General features: G+C 60.3%; 16 protein-coding genes. 5 read left to right on the top strand and 11 right to left on the bottom strand.

All coding sequences use genetic code 11. From position 1 onward, the window contains the following. Positions 1 to 90: 90 nt before the first annotated feature. Positions 91 to 2712 carry a bifunctional diguanylate cyclase/phosphodiesterase gene (locus AC07Y2_RS01380; RefSeq protein WP_103385285.1) on the bottom strand — a complete coding sequence of 874 codons (2622 nt, stop codon included), beginning with the start codon at positions 2710 to 2712 and terminating at the stop codon, positions 91 to 93. A gap of 177 nt (positions 2713 to 2889) precedes the next feature. On the opposite strand from AC07Y2_RS01380, the gene AC07Y2_RS01375 reads away from it, so the two are divergent. Continuing rightward, complete coding sequence (locus tag AC07Y2_RS01375; protein ID WP_207273856.1) at positions 2890 to 5085, top strand: OsmC domain/YcaO domain-containing protein; 2196 nt, start codon at positions 2890 to 2892, stop codon at positions 5083 to 5085. A 67-nt stretch (positions 5086 to 5152) separates the two neighbouring features. Here the strand turns inward: AC07Y2_RS01375 and AC07Y2_RS01370 are convergent, their stop codons facing one another. Together AC07Y2_RS01370 and AC07Y2_RS01365 are read right to left on the bottom strand one after the other, a co-directional pair. Continuing rightward, a complete protein-coding gene (locus tag AC07Y2_RS01370; RefSeq protein ID WP_041475272.1) occupies positions 5153 to 6451 on the bottom strand; it encodes a carbohydrate porin in 1299 nt (432 codons plus the stop codon). Between the two features lie 84 nt (positions 6452 to 6535). Then, positions 6536 to 8929, bottom strand: a complete 2394-nt coding sequence (locus tag AC07Y2_RS01365; protein WP_103385283.1) for a glucose/quinate/shikimate family membrane-bound PQQ-dependent dehydrogenase — start codon at positions 8927 to 8929, stop codon at positions 6536 to 6538. A gap of 284 nt (positions 8930 to 9213) precedes the next feature. Here AC07Y2_RS01365 and AC07Y2_RS01360 point away from each other — a divergent pair, with 284 nt between their 5' ends. Further along, on the top strand, positions 9214 to 10185 hold the full coding sequence (locus tag AC07Y2_RS01360) for a LysR family transcriptional regulator (protein ID WP_178082836.1): 972 nt from the start codon (positions 9214 to 9216) through the stop codon (positions 10183 to 10185). A gap of 72 nt (positions 10186 to 10257) precedes the next feature. Here AC07Y2_RS01360 and AC07Y2_RS01355 read toward each other — a convergent pair whose 3' ends face one another. The 3 genes from AC07Y2_RS01355 to AC07Y2_RS01345 form a co-directional block, all read right to left on the bottom strand. Next, the gene (locus tag AC07Y2_RS01355; protein ID WP_092163879.1) at positions 10258 to 11409 is read right to left on the bottom strand and encodes an L-dopachrome tautomerase-related protein; all 1152 of its coding nucleotides are present in this window, start codon (positions 11407 to 11409) and stop codon (positions 10258 to 10260) included. A 212-nt stretch (positions 11410 to 11621) separates the two neighbouring features. Then, positions 11622 to 12386, bottom strand: coding sequence for an SDR family oxidoreductase (locus AC07Y2_RS01350; RefSeq protein WP_011334128.1), 765 nt, complete (start codon positions 12384 to 12386; stop codon positions 11622 to 11624). A gap of 23 nt (positions 12387 to 12409) precedes the next feature. Continuing rightward, positions 12410 to 13207: an SDR family NAD(P)-dependent oxidoreductase gene (locus tag AC07Y2_RS01345; RefSeq protein ID WP_103385282.1), complete on the bottom strand. Its 798-nt coding sequence runs from the start codon at positions 13205 to 13207 to the stop codon at positions 12410 to 12412. A gap of 105 nt (positions 13208 to 13312) precedes the next feature. Here AC07Y2_RS01345 and AC07Y2_RS01340 point away from each other — a divergent pair, with 105 nt between their 5' ends. Continuing rightward, complete coding sequence (locus tag AC07Y2_RS01340; RefSeq protein ID WP_103385281.1) at positions 13313 to 14290, top strand: GlxA family transcriptional regulator; 978 nt, start codon at positions 13313 to 13315, stop codon at positions 14288 to 14290. Positions 14291 to 14306: 16 nt separating this feature from the next. Here the strand turns inward: AC07Y2_RS01340 and AC07Y2_RS01335 are convergent, their stop codons facing one another. The 4 genes from AC07Y2_RS01335 to AC07Y2_RS01320 form a co-directional block, all read right to left on the bottom strand. Then, positions 14307 to 15329: a transketolase family protein gene (locus AC07Y2_RS01335; protein ID WP_103385280.1), complete on the bottom strand. Its 1023-nt coding sequence runs from the start codon at positions 15327 to 15329 to the stop codon at positions 14307 to 14309. Next, positions 15326 to 16174, bottom strand: a complete 849-nt coding sequence (locus AC07Y2_RS01330; RefSeq protein WP_011334132.1) for a transketolase — start codon at positions 16172 to 16174, stop codon at positions 15326 to 15328. The genes AC07Y2_RS01335 and AC07Y2_RS01330 overlap by 4 nt, the downstream gene beginning before the upstream one ends. A gap of 18 nt (positions 16175 to 16192) precedes the next feature. Further along, a complete protein-coding gene (locus tag AC07Y2_RS01325) occupies positions 16193 to 17491 on the bottom strand; it encodes an MFS transporter (protein WP_039768386.1) in 1299 nt (432 codons plus the stop codon). A 97-nt stretch (positions 17492 to 17588) separates the two neighbouring features. After that, positions 17589 to 18338, bottom strand: coding sequence for an SDR family NAD(P)-dependent oxidoreductase (locus AC07Y2_RS01320; protein ID WP_085667039.1), 750 nt, complete (start codon positions 18336 to 18338; stop codon positions 17589 to 17591). 198 nt (positions 18339 to 18536) lie between these two features. On the opposite strand from AC07Y2_RS01320, the gene AC07Y2_RS01315 reads away from it, so the two are divergent. After that, positions 18537 to 19451, top strand: coding sequence for a LysR substrate-binding domain-containing protein (locus AC07Y2_RS01315; RefSeq protein ID WP_011334135.1), 915 nt, complete (start codon positions 18537 to 18539; stop codon positions 19449 to 19451). Here AC07Y2_RS01315 and AC07Y2_RS01310 read toward each other — a convergent pair. Further along, entirely contained in the window at positions 19445 to 20245 is an 801-nt protein-coding gene (locus AC07Y2_RS01310) for a DUF1206 domain-containing protein (RefSeq protein WP_085667038.1), read from the bottom strand. The two genes, AC07Y2_RS01315 and AC07Y2_RS01310, sit on opposite strands and share 7 nt — an antisense overlap. A gap of 282 nt (positions 20246 to 20527) precedes the next feature. Between AC07Y2_RS01310 and AC07Y2_RS01305 the strand changes: the two genes are divergently transcribed. Continuing rightward, positions 20528 to 20758 carry a hypothetical protein gene (locus tag AC07Y2_RS01305; RefSeq protein ID WP_011334137.1) on the top strand — a complete coding sequence of 77 codons (231 nt, stop codon included), beginning with the start codon at positions 20528 to 20530 and terminating at the stop codon, positions 20756 to 20758. Positions 20759 to 20771 lie beyond the last annotated feature (13 nt).

The raw sequence follows: 20771 nt of genomic DNA, 5'->3' as shown, positions 1-20771 counted from the left end.
CATGTGTCAGTGACCGGCCGTGAGGGAAGTTGCCGGATACTGAAGCAAACATTCGTGCTGCGATTGAGCGGATGTGCTGAGTCAGCGTCCTCAGGTCACCCGGCCTTTTCGTTGCCTGGAAGGATCGACAGCGGCGGCTCTTGATGCCTGCAGAAGACTGGCGAAGGCCGCCTTGTCGATCGGGCGACTCATGTAATAACCCTGGACTTCGTTGCATTGATCCTTGCCCAGGATGTCCAGTTGTTCCTCGGTTTCGACGCCTTCGGCGGTCACGGTCAGCCCCATCGCTTTACCCAGTCCGATGATGGCCTGCACCACCGCCCGATCATTGGCGCCGGTGCTGATGGACGCGATGAAGCGTTTGTCGATCTTGATGCCGTCGAACGGGTAGGCACGCAGGTAGCCAAGGGAGGAATATCCGGTGCCGAAGTCGTCCATGTTCAGCCGCACGCCCAGTTCCTTGAGCGCGTTCATGGTGGTCAACGCGCCGTCCGTGTCGTTGAGCATCACGTTCTCGGTGATTTCCAGCTCCAGCCGGCTGGCCGGGAAGCGAGTGCCAACCAGCACTTCACGTACATCTTCGACCACATCGCTGATCGCAAACTGCGCAGGTGACAGGTTCACCGACAGGAGAATGTCCGCCGGCCAGGTCAGTGCCGTTTCGCAAGCCTCACGCAGGACCCAGCGACCCAGGGGAACAATCAGGTCGGTCTGTTCGGCCAGCGGAATGAATAAATCCGGTCCGAGCAACCCTTTTACCGGATGCTGCCAGCGCACCAGAGCCTCGACCGAAACGATTTCCTTGCCATCGACCTTGTATCGGGGTTGATAGTGCAGCACGAACTCGTTGTTCTTCAGGGCCCTGCGCAGGTCGTCCTCCATCTGCCGGCGGGTCTGGATCTGGTCGCTCATGTGCGCTTCGAAATAGCACCAGGTGTTCTTGCCTTCGGATTTGGCCTGGTACAGCGCAATGTCCGCGCAACGGATCAGCTCACTGGCGACGTACCCGTGACGCCGGCTCAAGGCGATTCCGACACTGGCGCCGATGTGCAACGGTTGCTGTTCGAAGTGGATGGGCTGATGCAGACTGCCGATCAGACGTGTGCAGAACCTGTCGATTTCCTGATGCGTGTCCATGCCGCAGAGCACAACGACGAACTCGTCACCGCCCAGACGGGCGACGATATCGTGGTCGCGCGTGCATTCGCGCAGACGGCCGGCAACCTCTTGCAACACCGCATCGCCGGCCGGGTGCCCGAGGGAATCGTTGATCGGTTTGAAATTGTCCAGGTCAATCATCAGCACCGATAAAGGCGGAGCGTGCTCCTTGAGCAACAGGGCGTCATCCAGATAGCGCGACAGTTTGTTGCGGTTGGGCAGTCCCGTCAGCGCGTCATGCAAGGACAGATGCTGGATCTGCGCATGGGCGGCGACTTCATCGGTGATGTCGCTGGCCGTGCCGCGATAGCCGACGACTGCCGTACTTTCCACGATCGGCCTGGCCGAGAGACGGCAGTGGCGCTGTTGCCCCTTGCGGTCGCGATAGGTGCAGCGCAGGTCGCTGGCATTGCTCTCCTCATCCAGTTTTTTCAGCCACAGATCCAGCGGAGTGGTGTCGCACGCCAGCAAGTGCCCGATGTGTTTCCCGATCCACTGCGCCTGCGGATAGCCGGTGACCGCGCTGAACCGGGTCGACAGATAGGTGATGGACAACGCTTCATCCACCTCCCAGATCCAGTCGGACGCCGCTTCGGCCACCGCCCGAAAGCGCTCCTCGCTGGCTTCCAGTGCGCGGTTGGACGCCAGCAGTGCCTGATTCGACGCCTGCATCGCTTCGAAACTGTCGTCGACATACCGCGAGGAACGTAACGCATGGCGAAAGAACCAGACCGTCAGCGCCATCAACACGAGCAAAGCGGGGCCGAGCGTTGGCAGCAACGACCAGAGCAGATGCTGGCCCGGTCGTTCCAGATCTGCAACGAGGCTGTATCCGGTGCTGTCCAGCGGGACGCGAGGCTGGCCCGGATCGATGGTCTCGTCCGGTGCCAGCGTCAGATTGTTCAGGCCGTACCCGCTGCCGATCTTGCGCAACTTGGTGGGCGTCAGCTTGTCGACGAATACCAGTACCGAGGTCTTTTGGGGATCGCCCACTGGGCGCTCATCGTTGGGAAGGATCGCCGCCGCGGTGACCAGCGCCGGCCAGTCTTCGAACAATGAATAAGTACTGACGGGCCTGGTCAGGTCGGGCTGACTCTGCACTTGCTCCACCAGGCTGTTCGCCGAAAGCTGAAGGAACTGGGGCAGTTGCGCATCGAGCATTTGCCCGCGAACGACGGCGTATTTGGTGCGTTCCCGATCCAGCACGAACAGACCGTCATAGCCGTCGCTGGTAAACAGGGTCTTGCCCATGTTCTGCTCGGTGTACGCCCAGTTCGTGTCGACCGTACCGCTCAAACGTTCATACGCTGTCGTCCAGTAGGCGTAACTGGTGATGTAGTTCTTGGATGCGGTAATCCGGTTTTCCAGCGCCCGGGCCGAATAGAACCGCACGTCGTTGACGTCATCCTCATCCAGTTGAGTGGCAATGCCGAGCAACGCGGCGGTCGCCGCCATCACCCCGGCAATGAACAGCGCGCCCACCGCAATGGCCAGGCGCCGGGTGACAGAGCCCTGCAGGGTGGGTAACGACGTCGCACGGCTGGAGATGTCCATTTGCTCGTCCTTGATCCGGTACTTCTTCAATCTAGAACAACTTCAGCTTCGAGATGTTCAGAAGTTCGCCAAATGTGTCTGACCGCTCAGGCCCCGTTGCGCAAAAGCACAAGACTTAACGCTCAAAAGCCGGATAATGGCGGCCAATTTGTTTAGCCCGCTATTCTGGTAACCCGCATGGAAATCAAGGTCAATTTTCTCGACAACCTCCGACTCGAAGCCAAGTTCGATGACTTCACGGTGGTGGCCGACCAACCGATCCGTTACAAGGGCGATGGCTCTGCACCGGGTCCGTTCGACTATTTCCTGGCGTCGTCGGCCTTGTGCGCGGCTTACTTCGTAAAGTTGTACTGCAGCACCCGCAACATCCCGACCGAAAACATTCGTCTGTCGCAGAACAACATTGTCGATCCGGAAAACCGCTACAACCAGATCTTCAATATCCAGGTCGAGCTGCCGGCGGACATCTCCGAGAAGGATCGCCAGGGCATCCTGCGCTCGATTGACCGTTGCACGGTGAAGAAGGTGGTGCAGGCCGGGCCGGAGTTCGTGATCGAGGAAGTCGAGAACCTCGACGCCGATGCCCAGGCCCTGCTGATGCCGGCGTCCACCTCAGGCGCGGGCACCTGCATTGCCGGCAAGGACCTGCCGCTGGAACAGACCATCGCCAATATGTCGGGGATTCTGGCCGACCTGGGCATGAAGATCGAAATCGCATCGTGGCGCAACATCGTGCCTAACGTCTGGTCGCTGCACATCCGCGATGCGCAGTCGCCGATGTGCTTTACCAACGGCAAGGGCGCGACCAAAGAGAGCGCGCTGGCCTCGGCGCTGGGCGAGTTCATCGAGCGGCTCAACTGCAACTTCTTCTACAACGATCAGTTCTGGGGCGAAGAGATCGCCAATGCCGAGTTCGTGCATTACCCGGACGAGCGCTGGTTCAAGCCCGGCGCCAAAGACGAGTTGCCTGCGGAAATTCTCGACGAATATTGCCTGGGCATTTACAACCGCGACGGCGAACTGCGCGGCTCGCACCTGTACGACACCAACTCCGGCAACACCCAGCGCGGCATCTGCTCACTGCCGTTCGTGCGTCAGTCGGACAACGAGGTGGTCTACTTCCCGTCCAACCTGATCGAAAACCTGTTTCTCAGCAACGGCATGAGCGCCGGCAACACCTTGGCCGAAGCGCAGGTGCAGTGCCTGTCGGAAATCTTCGAGCGGGCGGTCAAACGCGAAATCCTCGAAGGCGAAATGGCTCTGCCGGACGTGCCGCAAGAGGTGCTGGCGAAATACCCGGGCATCCTCGCCGGGATCCAGGCGCTGGAAGAGCAGGGTTTCCCGGTGCTGGTCAAGGACGCGTCGCTGGGCGGTGAATTCCCGGTGATGTGCGTGACACTGATGAACCCCCGCACCGGTGGCGTTTTCGCCTCGTTCGGCGCGCACCCGAGCTTCGAAGTGGCGCTGGAGCGCAGCCTCACCGAGTTGCTGCAGGGCCGCAGCTTCGAAGGCCTCAACGATCTGCCGCAGCCGACCTTCTCGGGCCAGGCCGTGACCGAGCCGAACAACTTTGTGGAGCACTTCATCGATTCCAGCGGCGTGGTGTCGTGGCGCTTCTTCAGCGCCAAGGCCGACTTCGAATTCGTCGAGTGGGACTTCTCCGGCAATGGCGAAAACTCCAACGCCGAAGAGGCCGCAACGCTGTTCGGCATCCTCGAAGACATGGGCAAGGAAGTCTACATGGCGGTCTACGAGCACATCGGCGCCAAGGCGTGCCGCATTCTGGTGCCGGACTATTCGGAGATCTATCCGGTAGAAGACCTGATCTGGGACAACACCAACAAAGCGCTGCAATTCCGTGCGAACATTCTCAACCTGCACAACCTGAGCAAAGTCGGCATGCGCAACCTGGTCAAAGGCCTGGAACACAGCGAGCTGGACGATTACACCGACATCACCACGCTGATCGGCATCGAGTTCGACGACAACACGCCATGGGGCAAGTTGACCATTCTCGAACTGCGCCTGCTGATCTACCTCGCCTTGCAGAAGTACGAGCAGGCCAAGGATCTGGTCGAAGCCTTCCTGCAATACAACGACAACACCGTCGAGCGCGGCTTGTTCTATCAAGCGGTCAACGTCGTGCTGGAAATGGAGCTGGACGAGGATCTGCAGCTGGAAGACTACGAAGCCAACTTCCGCCGCATGTTCGGCGACGAGCGCATGGACGCGGCGATCGGCTCGGTCAATGGCAGCGTGCGCTTCTACGGTTTGACGCCGACCAGCATGAAACTGGAGGGGCTGGATCGGCATCTGCGCCTGATCGAGAGCTACAAGAAACTGCATGCAGCGCGGGCCAACTTCGCGGGTTGATTCGGTTGGCGGCACGTACAAAAAAAGCACCTTCGGGTGCTTTTTTTGTGGTCGGCAGATGATGGTGTCAGAGCGCGGCTTTCACCTGCAATCCAAACACCAACGCATTGTCGATGTCCTGGCCGGAGAACGCGCCTGGTTCAATGATGTATTGCACATTCGGGCGCAGCGTCAGCCAAGGCGTGGCCTGATAGCCGTAACCGAGCTCGATCAATTGCTCGGCGCTGTCCAGATTGGGGAACGCGGCGCCATTGGCCATGGCGGTGTCCTGCAGCACATCGCGGCTGCGCGGGTTCGGCACTGCGCGGCCATAGCCCAGCGCCACGGTGTCACGCGGGCGGCCTTCGAAAGGCTTGTACAGAACCAGACCGGTGCCGTACCACTTGCTGAACGGCGAAGCTGCTTCGCTGGCCGCCGAGTATTGGCCGAAAGCGTGCAGGCTGCGACCTTCGGAGACATCCGAAGCCCACACGGCCTGGTCGATCAGGACGTAATGGCCGCCGCGTCCGGACACTTCCTTGTCACTGCCGATGCGTTTGACGTCGGAGCTGTCGTAGTAATACCCGAGCTTGTACTCGCCGGGCAGTTTGCCGGCCTGCTTGTAGACCAGCTCGATCGGCACCACGGTGCCGGTGGTGTGTTTCGGGCCCAAGTGCCAGGCACGGCTGGAATTGCCGTTACTTTCCGGATCGACATTGAACGCGGCCACGCGCAGTTGCCAGGCCGGGGAGAGGTCGTATTTCACCCGCACACCCAGGTGGGCGTTGGGGTAGTTGGTCCAGCCACTGCCACCGGACATGTTCAGCGGATGGCCGCAGAAACCGGCGTTCATGAAGTTGCAGAGAATGCCGCTGTCGAGGCCGCCGAGGTCGTTGCCCATGGCCATGTAGCCGAGTTTGACGTTCAGTGCCGGGGTGAACAGGCTGCGCTCGTAGCTCAGCTCGGTCAGGCGGGTGTAGAGGCCGCCGTAGTTTTCCTGGATCGGCAGACGGTTGCCGACCAGATCTTCGGAGGCACTGTTGCCGCGTCGATCGTTGATGGTCAGCTGAATCTTGCCGGCGTTATCGACGCCGTACAGTTTGCTCAGGTCGAACTGCGCACCGAGCTTGATGTTCTGCGAGTAACGCGCCGAGCGATGCAGGCCGCCGTCGGCGTTGTAGGCGGTTTCGCCGGTGTAATCACCGGTGAACTTGATGCCGTCTTCGTCGAACTGGTGGCGCAGGCCGCCCCAGTCGCCGGTCAGGGTGCTGCGGGTAAATACGTTCGAATCGGTATCGGCAAGGGCGGGCAGGGCAGCGCCGCAGGTGAGACCGAACAGCATGCCGGTGAAAACCCCGGCGTGAGAAAAGCGAACAGCCAATGACATTGCGCAAATCCAGAGCGAAGGACATGAAACAACGCGGCACCCGAAGGTGCCGCGCACAAGTGAAACGAAGGCGAACGCGACGGTTTACGGCAGGGCGTAAGCCATCACGTAGTCACCGCGATCAGTCGACTGGCGAGCGCCACCGGCGGTGATGACCACGTATTGCTTGCCGGTTTTCGGCGACACATAGGTCATCGGGCCACCCTGACTGCCGACCGGCAGACGCGCTTTCCAGATTTCTTCACCATTGGCGCTGTTGAAGGCGCGCAGGTAGAAGTCCTGGGTGCCGGCGATGAAGATCAGGCCGCCCTGGGTCGACAGCGTGCCGCCGAGGGTTGGCAGACCGATCTTGATCGGCAGGTGCATGCGGATGCCCAAGGGACCGGTGTCTTCAACGGTGCCGACCGGCACTTGCCAGGCGACTTTCTGGGTTTTCATGTCGATGGCGGTCAGCGTACCGAACGGCGGGGCCTGGCACGGAATGCCGGCGACCGACAGGAAGCGGTTTTTGTTCACGGCGTAAGGCGTGCCCTTGAGCGGCACGGCACCCATGCCGGTGTTCAGCGCTTCGCCACCGGAAGAGGCCTGAGCCTTGTTCTGCGACGGGATCATCTGAATCCACAGGCCCAGACGCATGTCGTTGACGAAGATGAAACCGTGCACCGGGTCAGTGGAAATGCTGCCCCAGTTCATGCCGCCCAGCGAACCCGGGAAACTCAGGGATTTGTCAGTGCCCGGCGCGGTGTACAAGCCGTCGTAACGCATCGACTTGAAATCGATCCGGCACAGCAGCTGGTCGTACGGGGTGGCGCCCCACATGTCCGATTCAGTCAAGTGCTGGGCACCGACTTGCGGCATGCCCACGGATTTCGGCTGGGTCGGCGAGTACGGCTCGTTGGGGATATTGGCGGCCTTGACCGGCACTTCCTTTACGTCGGTCAACGGTTTGCCAGTGGCGCGGTCGAGCACGTAAATCTGCCCGGCCTTGGTGCCGATGACCACCGCCGGTACGGTTTTACCGTCCTTGGTGAAGTCGATCAGGCTTGGCTGCATCGGCAGGTCGAAGTCCCAGAGGTCGTTGTGCACGGTCTGGAATACCCACTTTTCTTCGCCGCTGTTGGCGTCCAGCGCCAAGACGGAGGCACCGTAGGTGTGATCCAGTTTGCTGCGCTCGACACCATAGATGTCGGTGGACGAACTGCCCATCGGCAGGAATACGGTGTTGGTCGCCGGGTCGTAGGACATCGGGGCCCAGCTGTTCGGCGTGCTGCGAACATAGGTTTTGCCATCGGCCGGTGCCTGTTTATCCTGCGGGTTGCCCGGGTCGAACGCCCAGCGCATGGCACCGGTCATGACGTCGAAACCACGGATCACGCCGCCCGGCATGTCGGTTTGCACGTTGTCGGCCACGCGACCGCCAACCACCACGGTGGTGCCGGCCATCAGCGGCGCCGAGGACAGTTGATAGTAGCTGTCCGGCACATCACCCAGACCGGCCTTCAGATCCACTTGGCCGTTGTTGCCGAAACCCCGGCAGAACTCGCCGGTGTCGGCATCGACCGCGATCAGGCGGGCGTCGATGGTGTTGGTGAGCAAGCGACGTGTGCAGTTGGCGATTGGAGCGCTCACTGGCGCGCTGGCCGGTTTGGCGACGGCGGCGCTGGCGTCGAAATACGCCATGCCACGGCAACGCTGCCAGACTTTGGATTGAGCGTTGATCGCGTTTTTCCAGAGCTCTTTACCGGTATCGGCATCCAGCGCAATCAGGTTGTTGTGCGGGGTGCAGATGAACACCTTGTTGCCAATCTGCAGTGGGGTCAGCTGGTCTTCGGCACCGTTGCCATCGCTCTCGGCGATGTCGCCGGTGTGGTAGGTCCACGCCACTTTCAGCTTGTCGACGTTGCTGCGGTTGATCTGGTCCAGCGCGGCGAAGCGGCTGCCGCCTTCGGTATTGCCGTAGTGGGCCCAGTCTTTCTGCGCCTTTTCCGGCTCGACCGGGGTGAGGCCCGGGCCGGTGCCGGTAGGGGCGACGGTCGGGTGCGCGACGAACATGTTGCCGGCAGCCACGGCCAGTCCAACGACCAGAACAGCCGCAACGCCGTAAGCACCGCGACCTGCAACGTCACCATTGGCGCGTTTGAGCAGCGGATAGACCAGCGCGACCACCAGACCCACCGCGCTGAACATGAACAGGCGGGAGAACACCGGCCAGAACACCAGCCCTGCGTCGATCACGGCCCAGATGGCGGTCCCAACCAGAAACGCCGCGAACAGCCAGGCACCGGCAGGCTTGCGCCGCGCGATCAGCAGACCGGAAACGGCCATCACCAGACCACCCACCAGGAAGTACCAGGAGCCTCCCAGGCTGACCAATTTCACACCGCCAGCGGCCAGTGCCAGGCCGAGCAGGGCGATGATCACGCCCAGCCCGACCAGAATGAATGTTGATATGCCCGAGAGGCGTTGACTCTGCTTCACGTTGAATGTCCCGTTGAAATGAGGCGTGCATTATATAGTTAGGTAACTACCTAGTTAAATCACTAAATCAGCATGAAGTGTAGTTTGCTGCTCAGCGAAGCGTCGGATCGGGGGACGGTTTGCGCCTGTAAGGCTGCAAGCGATATTGAAATGCGGTTGAAAGTCGCTTTTCTGTCAGGGGAAGTGGGATTTGTGACAGACATGGTTCGCGCAGTGATCACGCCGGTGCCTGGGCTGATTAGACTAATGGCTAACAGCGCCGGCGCCTGAGCGACGGCTGGGCAATGATCATTTTTCCCATTACGCTGAAAAACTTCGTCCGCACCCTACAGAATTTCGTGATCGTGAAGAAAATAGTCCGCGTAGATGACCTTCAGGTATTCGTCACCACGGCTGCGGCCGGCAGTTTCTCCGCCGCCGCCCGATTGCTCGACATTTCTCCAGCCTTGGCCAGCGGAGCGGTTCAGCGTCTTGAAGGCAGTCTTGGAGCACGGTTGTTCGTTCGCTCGACCCGGCGCTTGAGATTATCGGACGATGGCGAACGCTATCTTTCCCATGCCCGGCAGGCACTCGAAGCGCTCGAAAATGGCGAGATCGCGCTGAGTGAAGGTCGCGATGAAATCGCCGGCACGATTCGCTTGTCGATACCGTCGGATATCGGCCGAAACGTGCTGTTGCGATGGCTCGACGAGTTTCAGCAACTGCATCCGAAGGTGCTGTTGCAGTTACGGGTCAGCGATCAGATTGCCGACCTGGTCGGCGAACAACTGGATGCCAGTATCCGTTATGGTTTGCTGGCCGATTCCAGCCTCGTCTCTCTGGCCCTGGCGCCGTCGAACAGAAGAACGGTCTGCGCCTCGCCGGACTATCTGGCCCGCCACGGCCAGCCAGCCACACCTGAAGAATTGGGCAACCATAACTGCCTTCGGTTTGTGATGGGGGAGCAGACCTACGAACGCTGGAGCTTTCATTCGGCGGACGGTGTCAGGACCGTTCAGGTGACGGGCGACCGGGTCAGTGATGATGCCGATATCGTCCGGCGCTGGGCGGTTGCCGGTTTCGGAATCGTCTACAGGTCGAAAATCGATGTGCTGGATGACTTGCGCAGCGGTCGACTGGTGGAGCTTTTCCCGGCAGACGTCGGGCAGCCGGCACCGCTCCAACTCGTCTGCCCCCATCGCACCTCGCTCACACCTGCCGTGCAGGCCTTGAGGGCTTTCCTGGCGCAACGCTTCGAACGTTACGTAGCTCAATGAGAACCTGACGAGGCTGCAGGTGCCGCGTCAGGTTCAGGCCTTTGAGCCACACCTCATTGCTCTGACGTTTCTTTAGTACGTCGCTGCAGGCCTGGCGCCGATCTTGACGCGCATCAGGCTGTACGGTTTGACGCGTTTGTCCTGTCCGTCATTAAAACCTGCCGAGCGATGCAGCTGGTTGGCGGTGAAATACAAATAGCCGTCCGGGCCGATCGACAACGTATCGGGCCAAAGCACTCGTGAGTCTTCGACCAGCGTCTGCCAGCGACCGTCCGGCAGGCGTTTGCGAATCGCGTTGTGCTCGTAGTCACCGGCGTACACGGCACCGTCGGCATCGGCTTCAAGACCGTCGGAAGCACCTTTTTCACCGAGGTCGACGACGGCTTTTTCCAGTTCGGCATCGCTCACACCCGGATCACGCAACAGGGCAGTCGGCACGGCGTACAGATGCCTGCTCGATAACGGGCAGAAGTAAAGCGTCTTGCCATCACTGGACAGGGCAATACCGTCAGACGCCACCGTCAACAGGCCGGTTTTGCCTTGAGCATCGCGCGTCACCAGTGCGGGCTTGCCTTCAACCTTCGGGATAAAGGACGGGTCGGCCGAGGTGGATTGGGCACCAGTCAGTTTGCGGCTTGCCTGGCCACTCGCCAGATCGACCACGATGATGCCGCCAGGGCCGCTGACCGAAGAGTCGGTAATGTAGGCGGTCCCTTCCTTGCCTGTACGGAAGTCAAAGCGCACGTCATTGACATAGGTGGTCGGCAGGATGACGTCGTCAGGGAACACAATCGTTTTTGTGATTTTGTCGGAGGCCAGGTCGATCGCCACCAGCTTGGCTCCGCCCGCCTGAGGCGCGGAAAACTTCGGTGCGGCCGTGTCGAGCACCCAGACGCGGCCTTTGCCGTCGGCAACCACACTTTGCACGCTGATGAATCCCTTGGCCGGGTTCCGCGGATCCGCGACATTGGTTTTCAGATCAGGGTAGGGCACAAGCTGACCGTTGGAAATTTCCGCAACGGTGTAGGGCACGTCATCGCCCCAGCGGGGGAAGTTCACGAAGATACGGCCGGTTTCGGTCACCGTCACGCCTGTCGGCATGGCCCCGTTGAACGCGTAAACACGTTCGATGGCGGCGCCTTTGCCCGTATCACTTTGCGCTACGACCACGCCGCTTACGGATACCGCAAAGGCCAGGCCTGCGATTTTAAATAATCTGTTCATGTTCAAGTCCTTGAGCGCCAGTGATATGAGGAGCCTTCAAGCACGAGTCGCGATAAATCAGTGAGCGCGAGAAGGCAGTGACAGGCTATGCACGAAGACCTTCTCCAGACAGAAGCAGATCGCAGGAAGACTTTCCGCATTTTGCGGAAAATACAAAACGGCCAGCCTTCCATCAGGGAGGGCTGGCAGCCTTGACGACAGATGGCTTCAACTCAGGCGACCGGAATCGGGTTCTCCTCCAGTGCCTGGTTGAACTGATTGATCAGCGCATGCTCATTAATGCCTTGGTTGGCTCGCAACGGGACGACCCGATCCACCAACACTTCCGTGGTCGCCGTTTCGAGTTTTTCCAGGGTTTCCCGAATGAATTCGTCGAGCGGCATGGCGCGTTCATCGCCGCTTTTGTGAATCAGGTCGGTGTCGACCCATGGCGGCGCGATCTCCAGCACTTTTACGCGGGTGTCGCGCAGGGTGAAGCGTTGCGACAGCGAGTAGGAGTGAATGGCCGCCTTCGTCGCCGAGTACAACGCTGTCGCAGCCAGTGGCAGATAGGCCAGCACGGAGCTGTTGTTGATGATGAAGGCTTCGGGTTGACGCTTGAGGTGCTCGACGAATGCGGCGCTGACACGCACCGGGCCGAGCAGGTTGGTTTGCAAAAGACTCACCGCCTGTTCGTCGTCGTAATCACCCGAGGCTGGATTATCGAACGGCATGATCCCGGCGTTATTGATGATCACGTTCAGCGAGGGGTGGCGGCGTATGACTTCCTGGGCGACATCCTTGATTTGCTGCGGGTCATTGATGTCCAGCTGGACCGTGTCGATACCGGGATTGGCCCGGGCGATCTCATCCAGCAGGGCCTGTCGACGGCCCGCGATGATGACCTGATTGCCGCGCTGGTGAAATGCCTCGGCCAAAGCGCGGCCAATGCCGGAGGTGCCGCCGGTGATGAAGATCGTGTTAGCGCTGAGTTTCATGATTCATATCCTTTTGATAGCGATCAGTTGGCGTTGTAGCGCGGTGCGAGCCGGTTGCTCGAGAGCTCGGAGAACAAGGCCTGGCGGCTGGCTTCGTAACGCTCGTAACCTTGCAGGTCGTGCATCGAGGGGATGGAGATCAGCACGCCGTTGTCGAAATCCTGCAGAGCGCCGGCGACCAGGTCCTGGGCCGACATCACGATGCCCGGATCCAGATGCTCGACAGGCAATCCACCGATTTGCCAGAAGTCCGTCGCGGTTGCGCCGGGCAGGACGGCCTGGATCCGGATGCCTTTATCCGAGAGTTCCTTGTGCAGGGATTGGGTAAACGCGGTGACGTAGGCCTTACTGCCGCCGTACACGCCGTTGAGCAACTCCGGCGCCAGGCTGACGATCGAGGAAATATTGATCACGGCGCCTTGTTCGCGGGCGACAAAGCCTGGAATCGCGGCGTAGGTCAGGCGGGTGAGGGCGGTGACGTTCAGCGTGATCATCTCGGCCATTCGCTCTACATCACTCTCCAGCAGGCCGGTATGGGTGCCGATGCCGGCATTGTTGACCAGCAAAGTGATGCTGGCGTCCTCACGCAACTTGCGTTCTACCTTGGCGAGGTCCTCGGGGCGGCCAAGATCGGCCTGCAACACTTCGATGTTCTGCCGGGTTTCGCTGGTCAGGCGGCTGGCCAGTGCGTTCAGACGTTCGCGGTTGCGCGCCACCAGCACCAGGTCGTAACCCCGGCGGGCAAGGTGTTCGGCGTAAATCGAGCCGATGCCGGTGGACGCGCCGGTGATGAGTGCAGTGCCTTTGTATTGTTGCGACATGATCAAGCTCCGTGGGTTGGGTGTGGAGCCATGATGAAGGATGTGGTAGATGTCTTAAACGACGTATATGGTAGTGTTTAAAGACATTCAAAAAGGAGTTCAGTCATGCATCGCGTCGGCTATCTGATTACCGAAGGTTTTCAGGTGATGTCCCTGGCAACCCAGGCTGTATTCGAGTTCGCCAACATCGTTGCGGGGGAAGAGATCTACAAGGTCCAGAACTTCTCGATCGGTGGTGGGACCATGCGTTCTTCGTTGGGCATGTACATCGACACGCTCCCTCTGGGCGCCCCGGGATTGGCCGACACGTGGATGATTACCGGTACGCTGACCCCGTTGAATCCACCAGATGAAGAAGTGTTGGCCAGCGTGCGCGCCTTCGTCGATGGAGCCCGACGCACAGCAGGTCTGTGCACCGGCTCGTTCGTTCTGGCGCAGGCTGGGGTTCTGGACGATCGAAGGGCGACCACCCACTGGGCCTATGCGAACAAGCTCCGTGAGCTGCATCCAAAAATCGAGGTCGAGGAAGACCGGATCTTCATCGTCGACGGTCCCGTCTGGACGTCGGCAGGCATGACAGCCGCGCTGGACATGGCGCTGGGCATGGTGGAAAAGGATCTGGGCACCGACATGGCCAGGTCGGTGGCGCACAAACTGGTCATGCATCAACGGCGTTCGGGTGGGCAATCCCAGCATTCGGAACTGCTTACGCTTGCTCCAAAGTCGGACCGTATTCAAAGTGCGCTGGAGTATGCGCGCACGCACCTGGACCGTCCGCTCAGCGTGGAGGAACTTGCCGACGTCGTGCACTTGAGTCCCAGACAATTCACCCGGGTGTTTACCGCCGAGACAGGCCAGTCACCGGCCAAGGCTGTTGAAAGCCTGCGTCTGGAGGCCGCTCGCGTGATGATCGAGCAAAGTCGTCACAGCCTGGAACGCGTGGCGAAGGAAACGGGGTTTCGAGACCGTCGCCACATGCGCGAAGTATTCATGCGAGGGTTTGGCGTTCCGCCGCAGGCAGTTCGAAGGGATGCCAGGCGGATCGGCCAGGAGAATCCATCTGATCGGGCCGCTCATCCGTAAGCGCCCCGATCAGCAGTCAAAGCCAGGATTTGATTTGCGCGCAGACGGCGTCGGTGGAAATGCCATAGCGATCATGCAGTGTCGGCAATGCACCGGCGTCGAGGAAGGCGTCGGGCAATGCAATCTGCCTGAACGTCGGCGTCACTCCGTTGCGCAGCAGTACCCCGGCAACCGCTTCACCGAGCCCGCCAATAATCGAGCTGTTTTCTGCGGTAACCACCAGCCGGCCAGACTTGCGGGCCTCGGCGAGAATGGTCTGTTCATCCAGCGGTTTGATCGTCGGCACATGCAGCACGGCGACATCGACGCCATCGGTCTGCAGCGCCTTGGCGGCCTCCAATGCGCGCATGGTCATCAAACCGGTCGAGATGATCAGGACATCGTTGCCGGTGCGCAGGGTCTTGGCCTTGCCGATCTCGAATTGATACCCGTACTCATCCAGCACCAGCGGCACGTTGCCGCGCAGCAGCCGCATGTAGACCGGCCCCTGATGCGCGGCAATGGCGGGCACGGCCTGTTCGATTTCCAAGGCATCACAAGGGTCGACGATCATCAGGTTGGGCATCGCCCGGAAGATCGCCAGGTCATCGGTGGCCTGGTGGCTGGGGCCGTAACCGGTGGTGAGGCCGGGCAATCCGCAAACGATTTTGACGTTGAGGTTTTCCTCGGCAATGGCCATGCAGATGAAGTCATAGGCGCGACGCGAGGCGAACACCGCATACGTGGTCGCGAACGGCACGAATCCTTCGCGGGCCATGCCTGCGGCCGCACTCATGAGCAACTGTTCGGCCATGCCCATCTGATAGAAACGATCCGGGTGGGCCTTGGCGAAAATGTGCAGGTCGGTGTACTTGGACAGGTCAGCGGAGAGGCCGACGATGTCCGGACGCTGATCCGCCAGTGCAGCCAATGCATGGCCAAAAGGTGCTGAGCGGGTGGCTTGGCCTTCAGAGGCAATCGAGGCAATCATCGCCGAGGTGGTCAGGCGCTTCTTGATCGATTCGCCAGTCGAGGTCGGTGTGTTGGCGGCGTTGCTCATTGGTTTTTTCCTTCTTCAAGCGTGGTCAGTGCCAGATCCCATTCGTGTTCGTCCACACGGATGAAATGGGTCTTTTCGCGGTTTTCGAGGAAGGGCACACCTTTGCCCATGGTGGTGTCGCAGATGATCACCCGTGGCTGAGTGCCGGGGTGGTGGCGGGCGGCATCGAAGGCTTCGACCAGTGCGTCCAGGTCGTTGCCGTCGACGCGCTGGGTGAACCAGCCAAACGCTTTCCAGCGATCCACGATGGGTTCGAACGACAGGATCTCGCTGGAATGGCCGTCCGCTTGCTGATTGTTGACGTCGACGATGGCGATCAGGTTGTCGAGCTTCCAGTGCGAGGCCGACATTACGGCTTCCCAGGTCGAGCCTTCGTTCAGCTCGCCGTCCGACAGCAGGTTGTAGACGAACGATGTCGAGCCCTTGCGCTTGAGACCCAGGCAAGCACCGACGGCGATGCCCAGCCCCTGACCCAGCGAACCACCGGTGATTTCCATGCCCGGCGTGTAGGCGGCCATGCCCGACATCGGCAATCGGCTGTCATCCGAGCCGTAGGTTTCAAGCTCATCGAGCGGGATGATCTCGGCTTCGATCAGCGCAGCGTACAGCGCAATCGCATAGTGACCGATCGACAGATAGAAACGATCACGCGGCTCCCACGCCGGGTCTTCGGGGCGATAGCTCAGCGCATGGAAGTAGGCGACCGCGAGCAGGTCGGCGGCACCGAGGGCCTGGCCGACGTAGCCCTGGCCTTGCACCTGGCCCATGCGCAAGGCATGGCGGCGGATGTTGTGGGCGCGCTCGGCCAGCGTCTGGGGTGTTGTGAATGAAAGGTTGGCAGTCATGGTGAATTCTCCTGTGAATCAACGATTGACCAAGGCAGCGGGAATGCGCAGGACCAGCGAGGCGCCGACCAGCAATACGCCAGTGATCAGATACATGCCGATAGCGCTGGAGCCAGTGAGGGTGGTTATCCAGCCAATCAGGTAGGGCGAGCAGAAGCCGGCAAGGTTGGCGAAGCTGTTGACGGCGGCGATGCCTGCCGCAGCGGAGACACCACCAAGCAGCGTGGTGGGGAGCATCCAGAACAGCGAGGTCGCGGACAGGATGCCGGAAGCCGCCAGGCACAGACTGAGAATGGACAGCATCACATTGCCTCCCATCAGCGCCGCGAGGGTCAGGCCGATGGCCCCGGCGATCATCGGCACGATCAGGTGCCAGCGGCGTTCGCGATGTTTGTCGCCACTGCGTCCGACCAGCAACATGGCGGCGATGGCACAGAGGTACGGCAGGCTGGTCAGCAAGCCGATTTTCATCGGATCGGAGACCCCGGCATTACGCACAAGGGTCGGCAGCCAGAAGGTAATTGCGTACTGTCCCATCACCACACAGAAATAGATCCCCGCGAGCAGCCAGAGGCGACGGTCACGAATGAATTCGCCCACGGACGCATGCGTCACTTTCTGCTGGTCATCCTCCGCCAGCTCACGGGTGATCAGGGCTTTTTCGTCGTCGTTGAGCCAACTGGCCTGATGCACGCCATCCTTGAGATAGCTGAGCACCAACAGTCCGACGACCACCGTAGGCACAGCCTCCAGCACAAACATCCATTGCCAGCCGGCCCAGCCGTGCATACCGGCGAAGTGGTTCATGATCCAGCCGGAGAGCGGGCCGCCGACCATGCCCGACAGCGGGATAGCGATGAACCACAACACCGTCATGCGCGCACGCCGGTAGGACGGAAACCAGTAGGTGAGGTACAGCAGCAGCCCCGGCGCCAGGCCGGCTTCGGCAATGCCCAGCAGAAAGCGCAGGGCGTAGAACTGCCAGGCGGTTTCGACGAAGGCGAAGAGGGCGGAGACAATGCCCCAGGTGATCATGATGCGCGCGATCCAGACTCGCGCGCCGACCTTGTGCAGGATGATGTTGCTGGGCACTTCGCAGAGAAAGTAGCCGATGAAGAACATGCCCGCGCCCAGCCCGTAGACTGTTTCGCTGAGCGCCAGATCGTTCATCATTTGCAGTTTGGCAAAGCCGACGTTGACGCGATCGAGGTAGGCGCACAGGTAGCACAGCATCAGGAACGGCATCAGGCGCCAGGCGGTTTTACGGTAGGCGTTGGAACGCACCGCCGAAACGGCTTCGAGCGACAGGGTAGTCATGATGGTCTGATCTCTTGTTTTTATTGACCGCCGGGCAAGTCTGCCCGGCCGTATCATCGATCCAGAACCGCACGGGCCGCGAGGCCCGCCACGTGTGTCAGTGAATCAGCATGCCGCCGTTCACATCCAGGGTGATGCCAGTCAGATAGGAGGACAAGTCGCTGGCCAGGAACAGCGCCGCATTGGCCACATCCTGCGCCTCGCCCAGGCGACCCAACGGAATGCCGTCGATGATCGCGTGGCGGCGCTCGTCCTGCATCAGGCCGCCAGTAATGTCGGTGTGAATCAGGCCGGGGGCGATGGAGTTGACGCGCACGTTGTCCGGCCCCAGCTCACGCGCCATGGCCTTGGCCAGGCCCAGCACACCGGCCTTGGCGGCGCTGTAATGAGGCCCGCCAAAAATGCCGCCGCCGCGCTGCGCGGAAACCGAAGACATGCACACAATGCTGCCGCTGGCTTGCTGGCGCATGAGCGGAATTACCGCCTGGGACATCTGCAACGTACCGCGCAGGCTGACGTCCAGCACCTTGTCGTAATCACCGGGGCGGATATCGAGGGTCTTGAGGGGTTGGGTGATGCCGGCATTGTTGACCAGTATGTCGATCCGGCCGAAGTGTTCGATGATGGTGGCGACAGCCTGCTGCACCTGGGACTCGTCGGCGACGTTGGCAGCCAGGCCGAGATGACCCTCGCCCAAAGAGGCAGCGGCATCGCGGGCAGCGGATGCGTCCAGATCCAGAATCACCACCCGGGCGCCATGTTGAGCGAAGGTCGTAGCTGTCGCGCGGCCGATACCACGTGCGGAGGCAGCACCTGTGATGATCGCGACTTTGCCTTGAAGAAGCATGGGAGAAAACCTCTGATTGTTGTTATTGAGTCGGTCCGTGCAGAACCGATGACTCAGCTTGTCTCCCGCAACGACCCTGAGCAATAACGCAAACTTCACTGGATGCTGAAAAAAATTCAGCACTCGCCAACATGCGGTTGCGGTGTTTGAATAGTCGAACGCCCGGCCTCAGCCACTTGCAGCGGAACAACCCACATCATGAGTTCATCTGGCGAAGCACCGCCAATCCTGCCACCCCTGAAAGCCATTCAGGCCTTTGAGCAAACTGCGCGCTTTGGCAACGTCGCGCGTGCGGCCGAAGTGCTGGACCTGACGCCCTCGGCAGTCAGTCACCAACTGGCCAAGCTCGAGGCGATGATCGGGCGGCAGTTGTTCCTCAGAACGGCCAGGGGAGTGACGTTGACGCCCGTGGGCGAGCAATACCTGTCCGAGATATCCGGCATCCTGCACAGCCTGGCGGTGGCAACAGAGCGCGCGACCAGTGATGTCAGCCTCGACTGTCTGCGATTGCATTCATCACCCAGCTTCGGCCTGTTGTGGCTGATGCCGCGCCTGGAACAGTTTCGCGAGAGCCATCCCGACATTCAGCTCAATCTCTCATGCTCCTATGAATCGCTGCACTTCAGTCGGGACAAGATCGACGTGGACATCCGCCACGGCATGCCGAACTGGCCAAGTTTCGAAGTGCGTACGCTGCGCAACGAAAAAATCGCGGTCCTCGCATCGCCCAAACTTCTGGAAAAACGCCCGATCCGCGCCGTCGCCGACTTGCTGGACTGCAACCTGATCCTGTCGGAAGCGACGCTGATCAAGTGGCCGCAACTGTTTGCTCAACACGGGCTGTCGCGCCCTGAAAGCCCCTACACCTTGAGCTTTGACCGCTCCTACATGACCCTCGAGGCCGCCAGCCACGGGCTTGGATTTGCATTGGAAAGCACGCTGCTGGCGCAGGACTACCTGGCGCGCGGCGAGTTGGTCGAAGTCATTCCCGGGTTGAGCGCCCCGATCACCGCACACCACCTGGTTTTCCCGAAGGCGCATGCGGGGTTTCCACGGGTGAGGCGTTTTCTGGAATGGATGCAGCGTGAGTTGGGGCATGACTTCAGTTACTGAAGCACATCCATATTGATCTTGCGCCAACACGCTTCCGAGAAACTGTAAACCGAGAAGGCAATCAGCCCCAGGGCCATTACCATCAAAAGAAGCCATCCCGCGGGCAGATTCTGCAGCGCGTCCAGCGCTTCCTTCATGCCAGGCGGGTCCATGGCTTGATAAGCGGAACCGCTGACGGCCAGCAGCAAAGCAATCTCCATAAACACGACGCCGCGTGCGATCAGACCGAAGCGAGACACCGGACGGACATAGCGCATGACCTCTTCGTCGGCCTCAAAATACTTCTCGAACGAGGCCTTCCATCCCTTGATGATGTGAGCAACGCCAACCCCCAGCGGAATGAGCGCAATCAGGTACAACAATAGATTCGAGTGTTCCCACGACAAAAGATGCGCCAGCCAGTCTTTGGTCTGCTCTGCGGAATGGCTCGAACGGCGGCTACCGCTCACAAGCAGTCCCAATGCAAAAAACGCCAGAGCACCGTTGACCAGACCGCCTGCAAACAGGCCTGCACGAATCACCAGCCCTTTGAGCTGCGTGCCGTGATGATCGACATCGCGTATCGCTTGCAGGACACGCCAGGCTGCAAACGCAAGCAGACCCGCCACCACAAGGCCCACCAGAAAATAGCCGAACGGCTGGCTCAGCAAGGCTTCCAGACTCTTGTGACTGTCCTTGGGTTTTGTCGAATCATGGGCTGCCAATAACGCGAATATGCCGATGATCAAATAAAGCACTCCGCGAGCGGCGTATCCGCCCCGAGCGAGTATGACGAGACTGCGTTGCGCGGACATTGGATAGATTTCCGAGGTGTATTAAGAGAGCAGACCCTTGTTGCTGAAAGGGGTTCTGTTACAAATCGGAGTCCGGACGTTTACCCGGAGTGCGATGGATGAAGGGGACGAGCTGCCGTTGCGAGCCGGACGATCCTGACCCATCATTCAGATTCATATTGATGCCGTGGTGAAAATGGACAAGCAACTGGCTGGTTACTCGATTGTATTGACCATCATCTGGGTTTCAGCGGTTATCGCGGTCATGTACTGGATGTCTAATTGAACGTATTGGGTGGCGATGTGGAAGGCGTGGTGTTGGGCGACAAGATTCAGCGAGAAGCGGACCGGCTGCTGGCGCAGATTGTCCGGGCAGACTCGATGATCATTGCTGTCAAGGCAGGGGCGCGGGCGGATGGTTTCGTGCTGGGACTGGAAACCGGCGGGGCTTTGCGTGCCGGCGATGCCGAGAGGCTGTACATCATTTTCGAAGCCGCGCTGGTGGAGCGCTTGAAGTCATTGTCGCGAGGCTGATCAGATCGGCTGA

Source organism: Pseudomonas sp. GW456-12-1-14-TSB6 (assembly GCF_059424205.1).
This window is presented reverse-complemented; position numbering and strand designations above follow the sequence as displayed.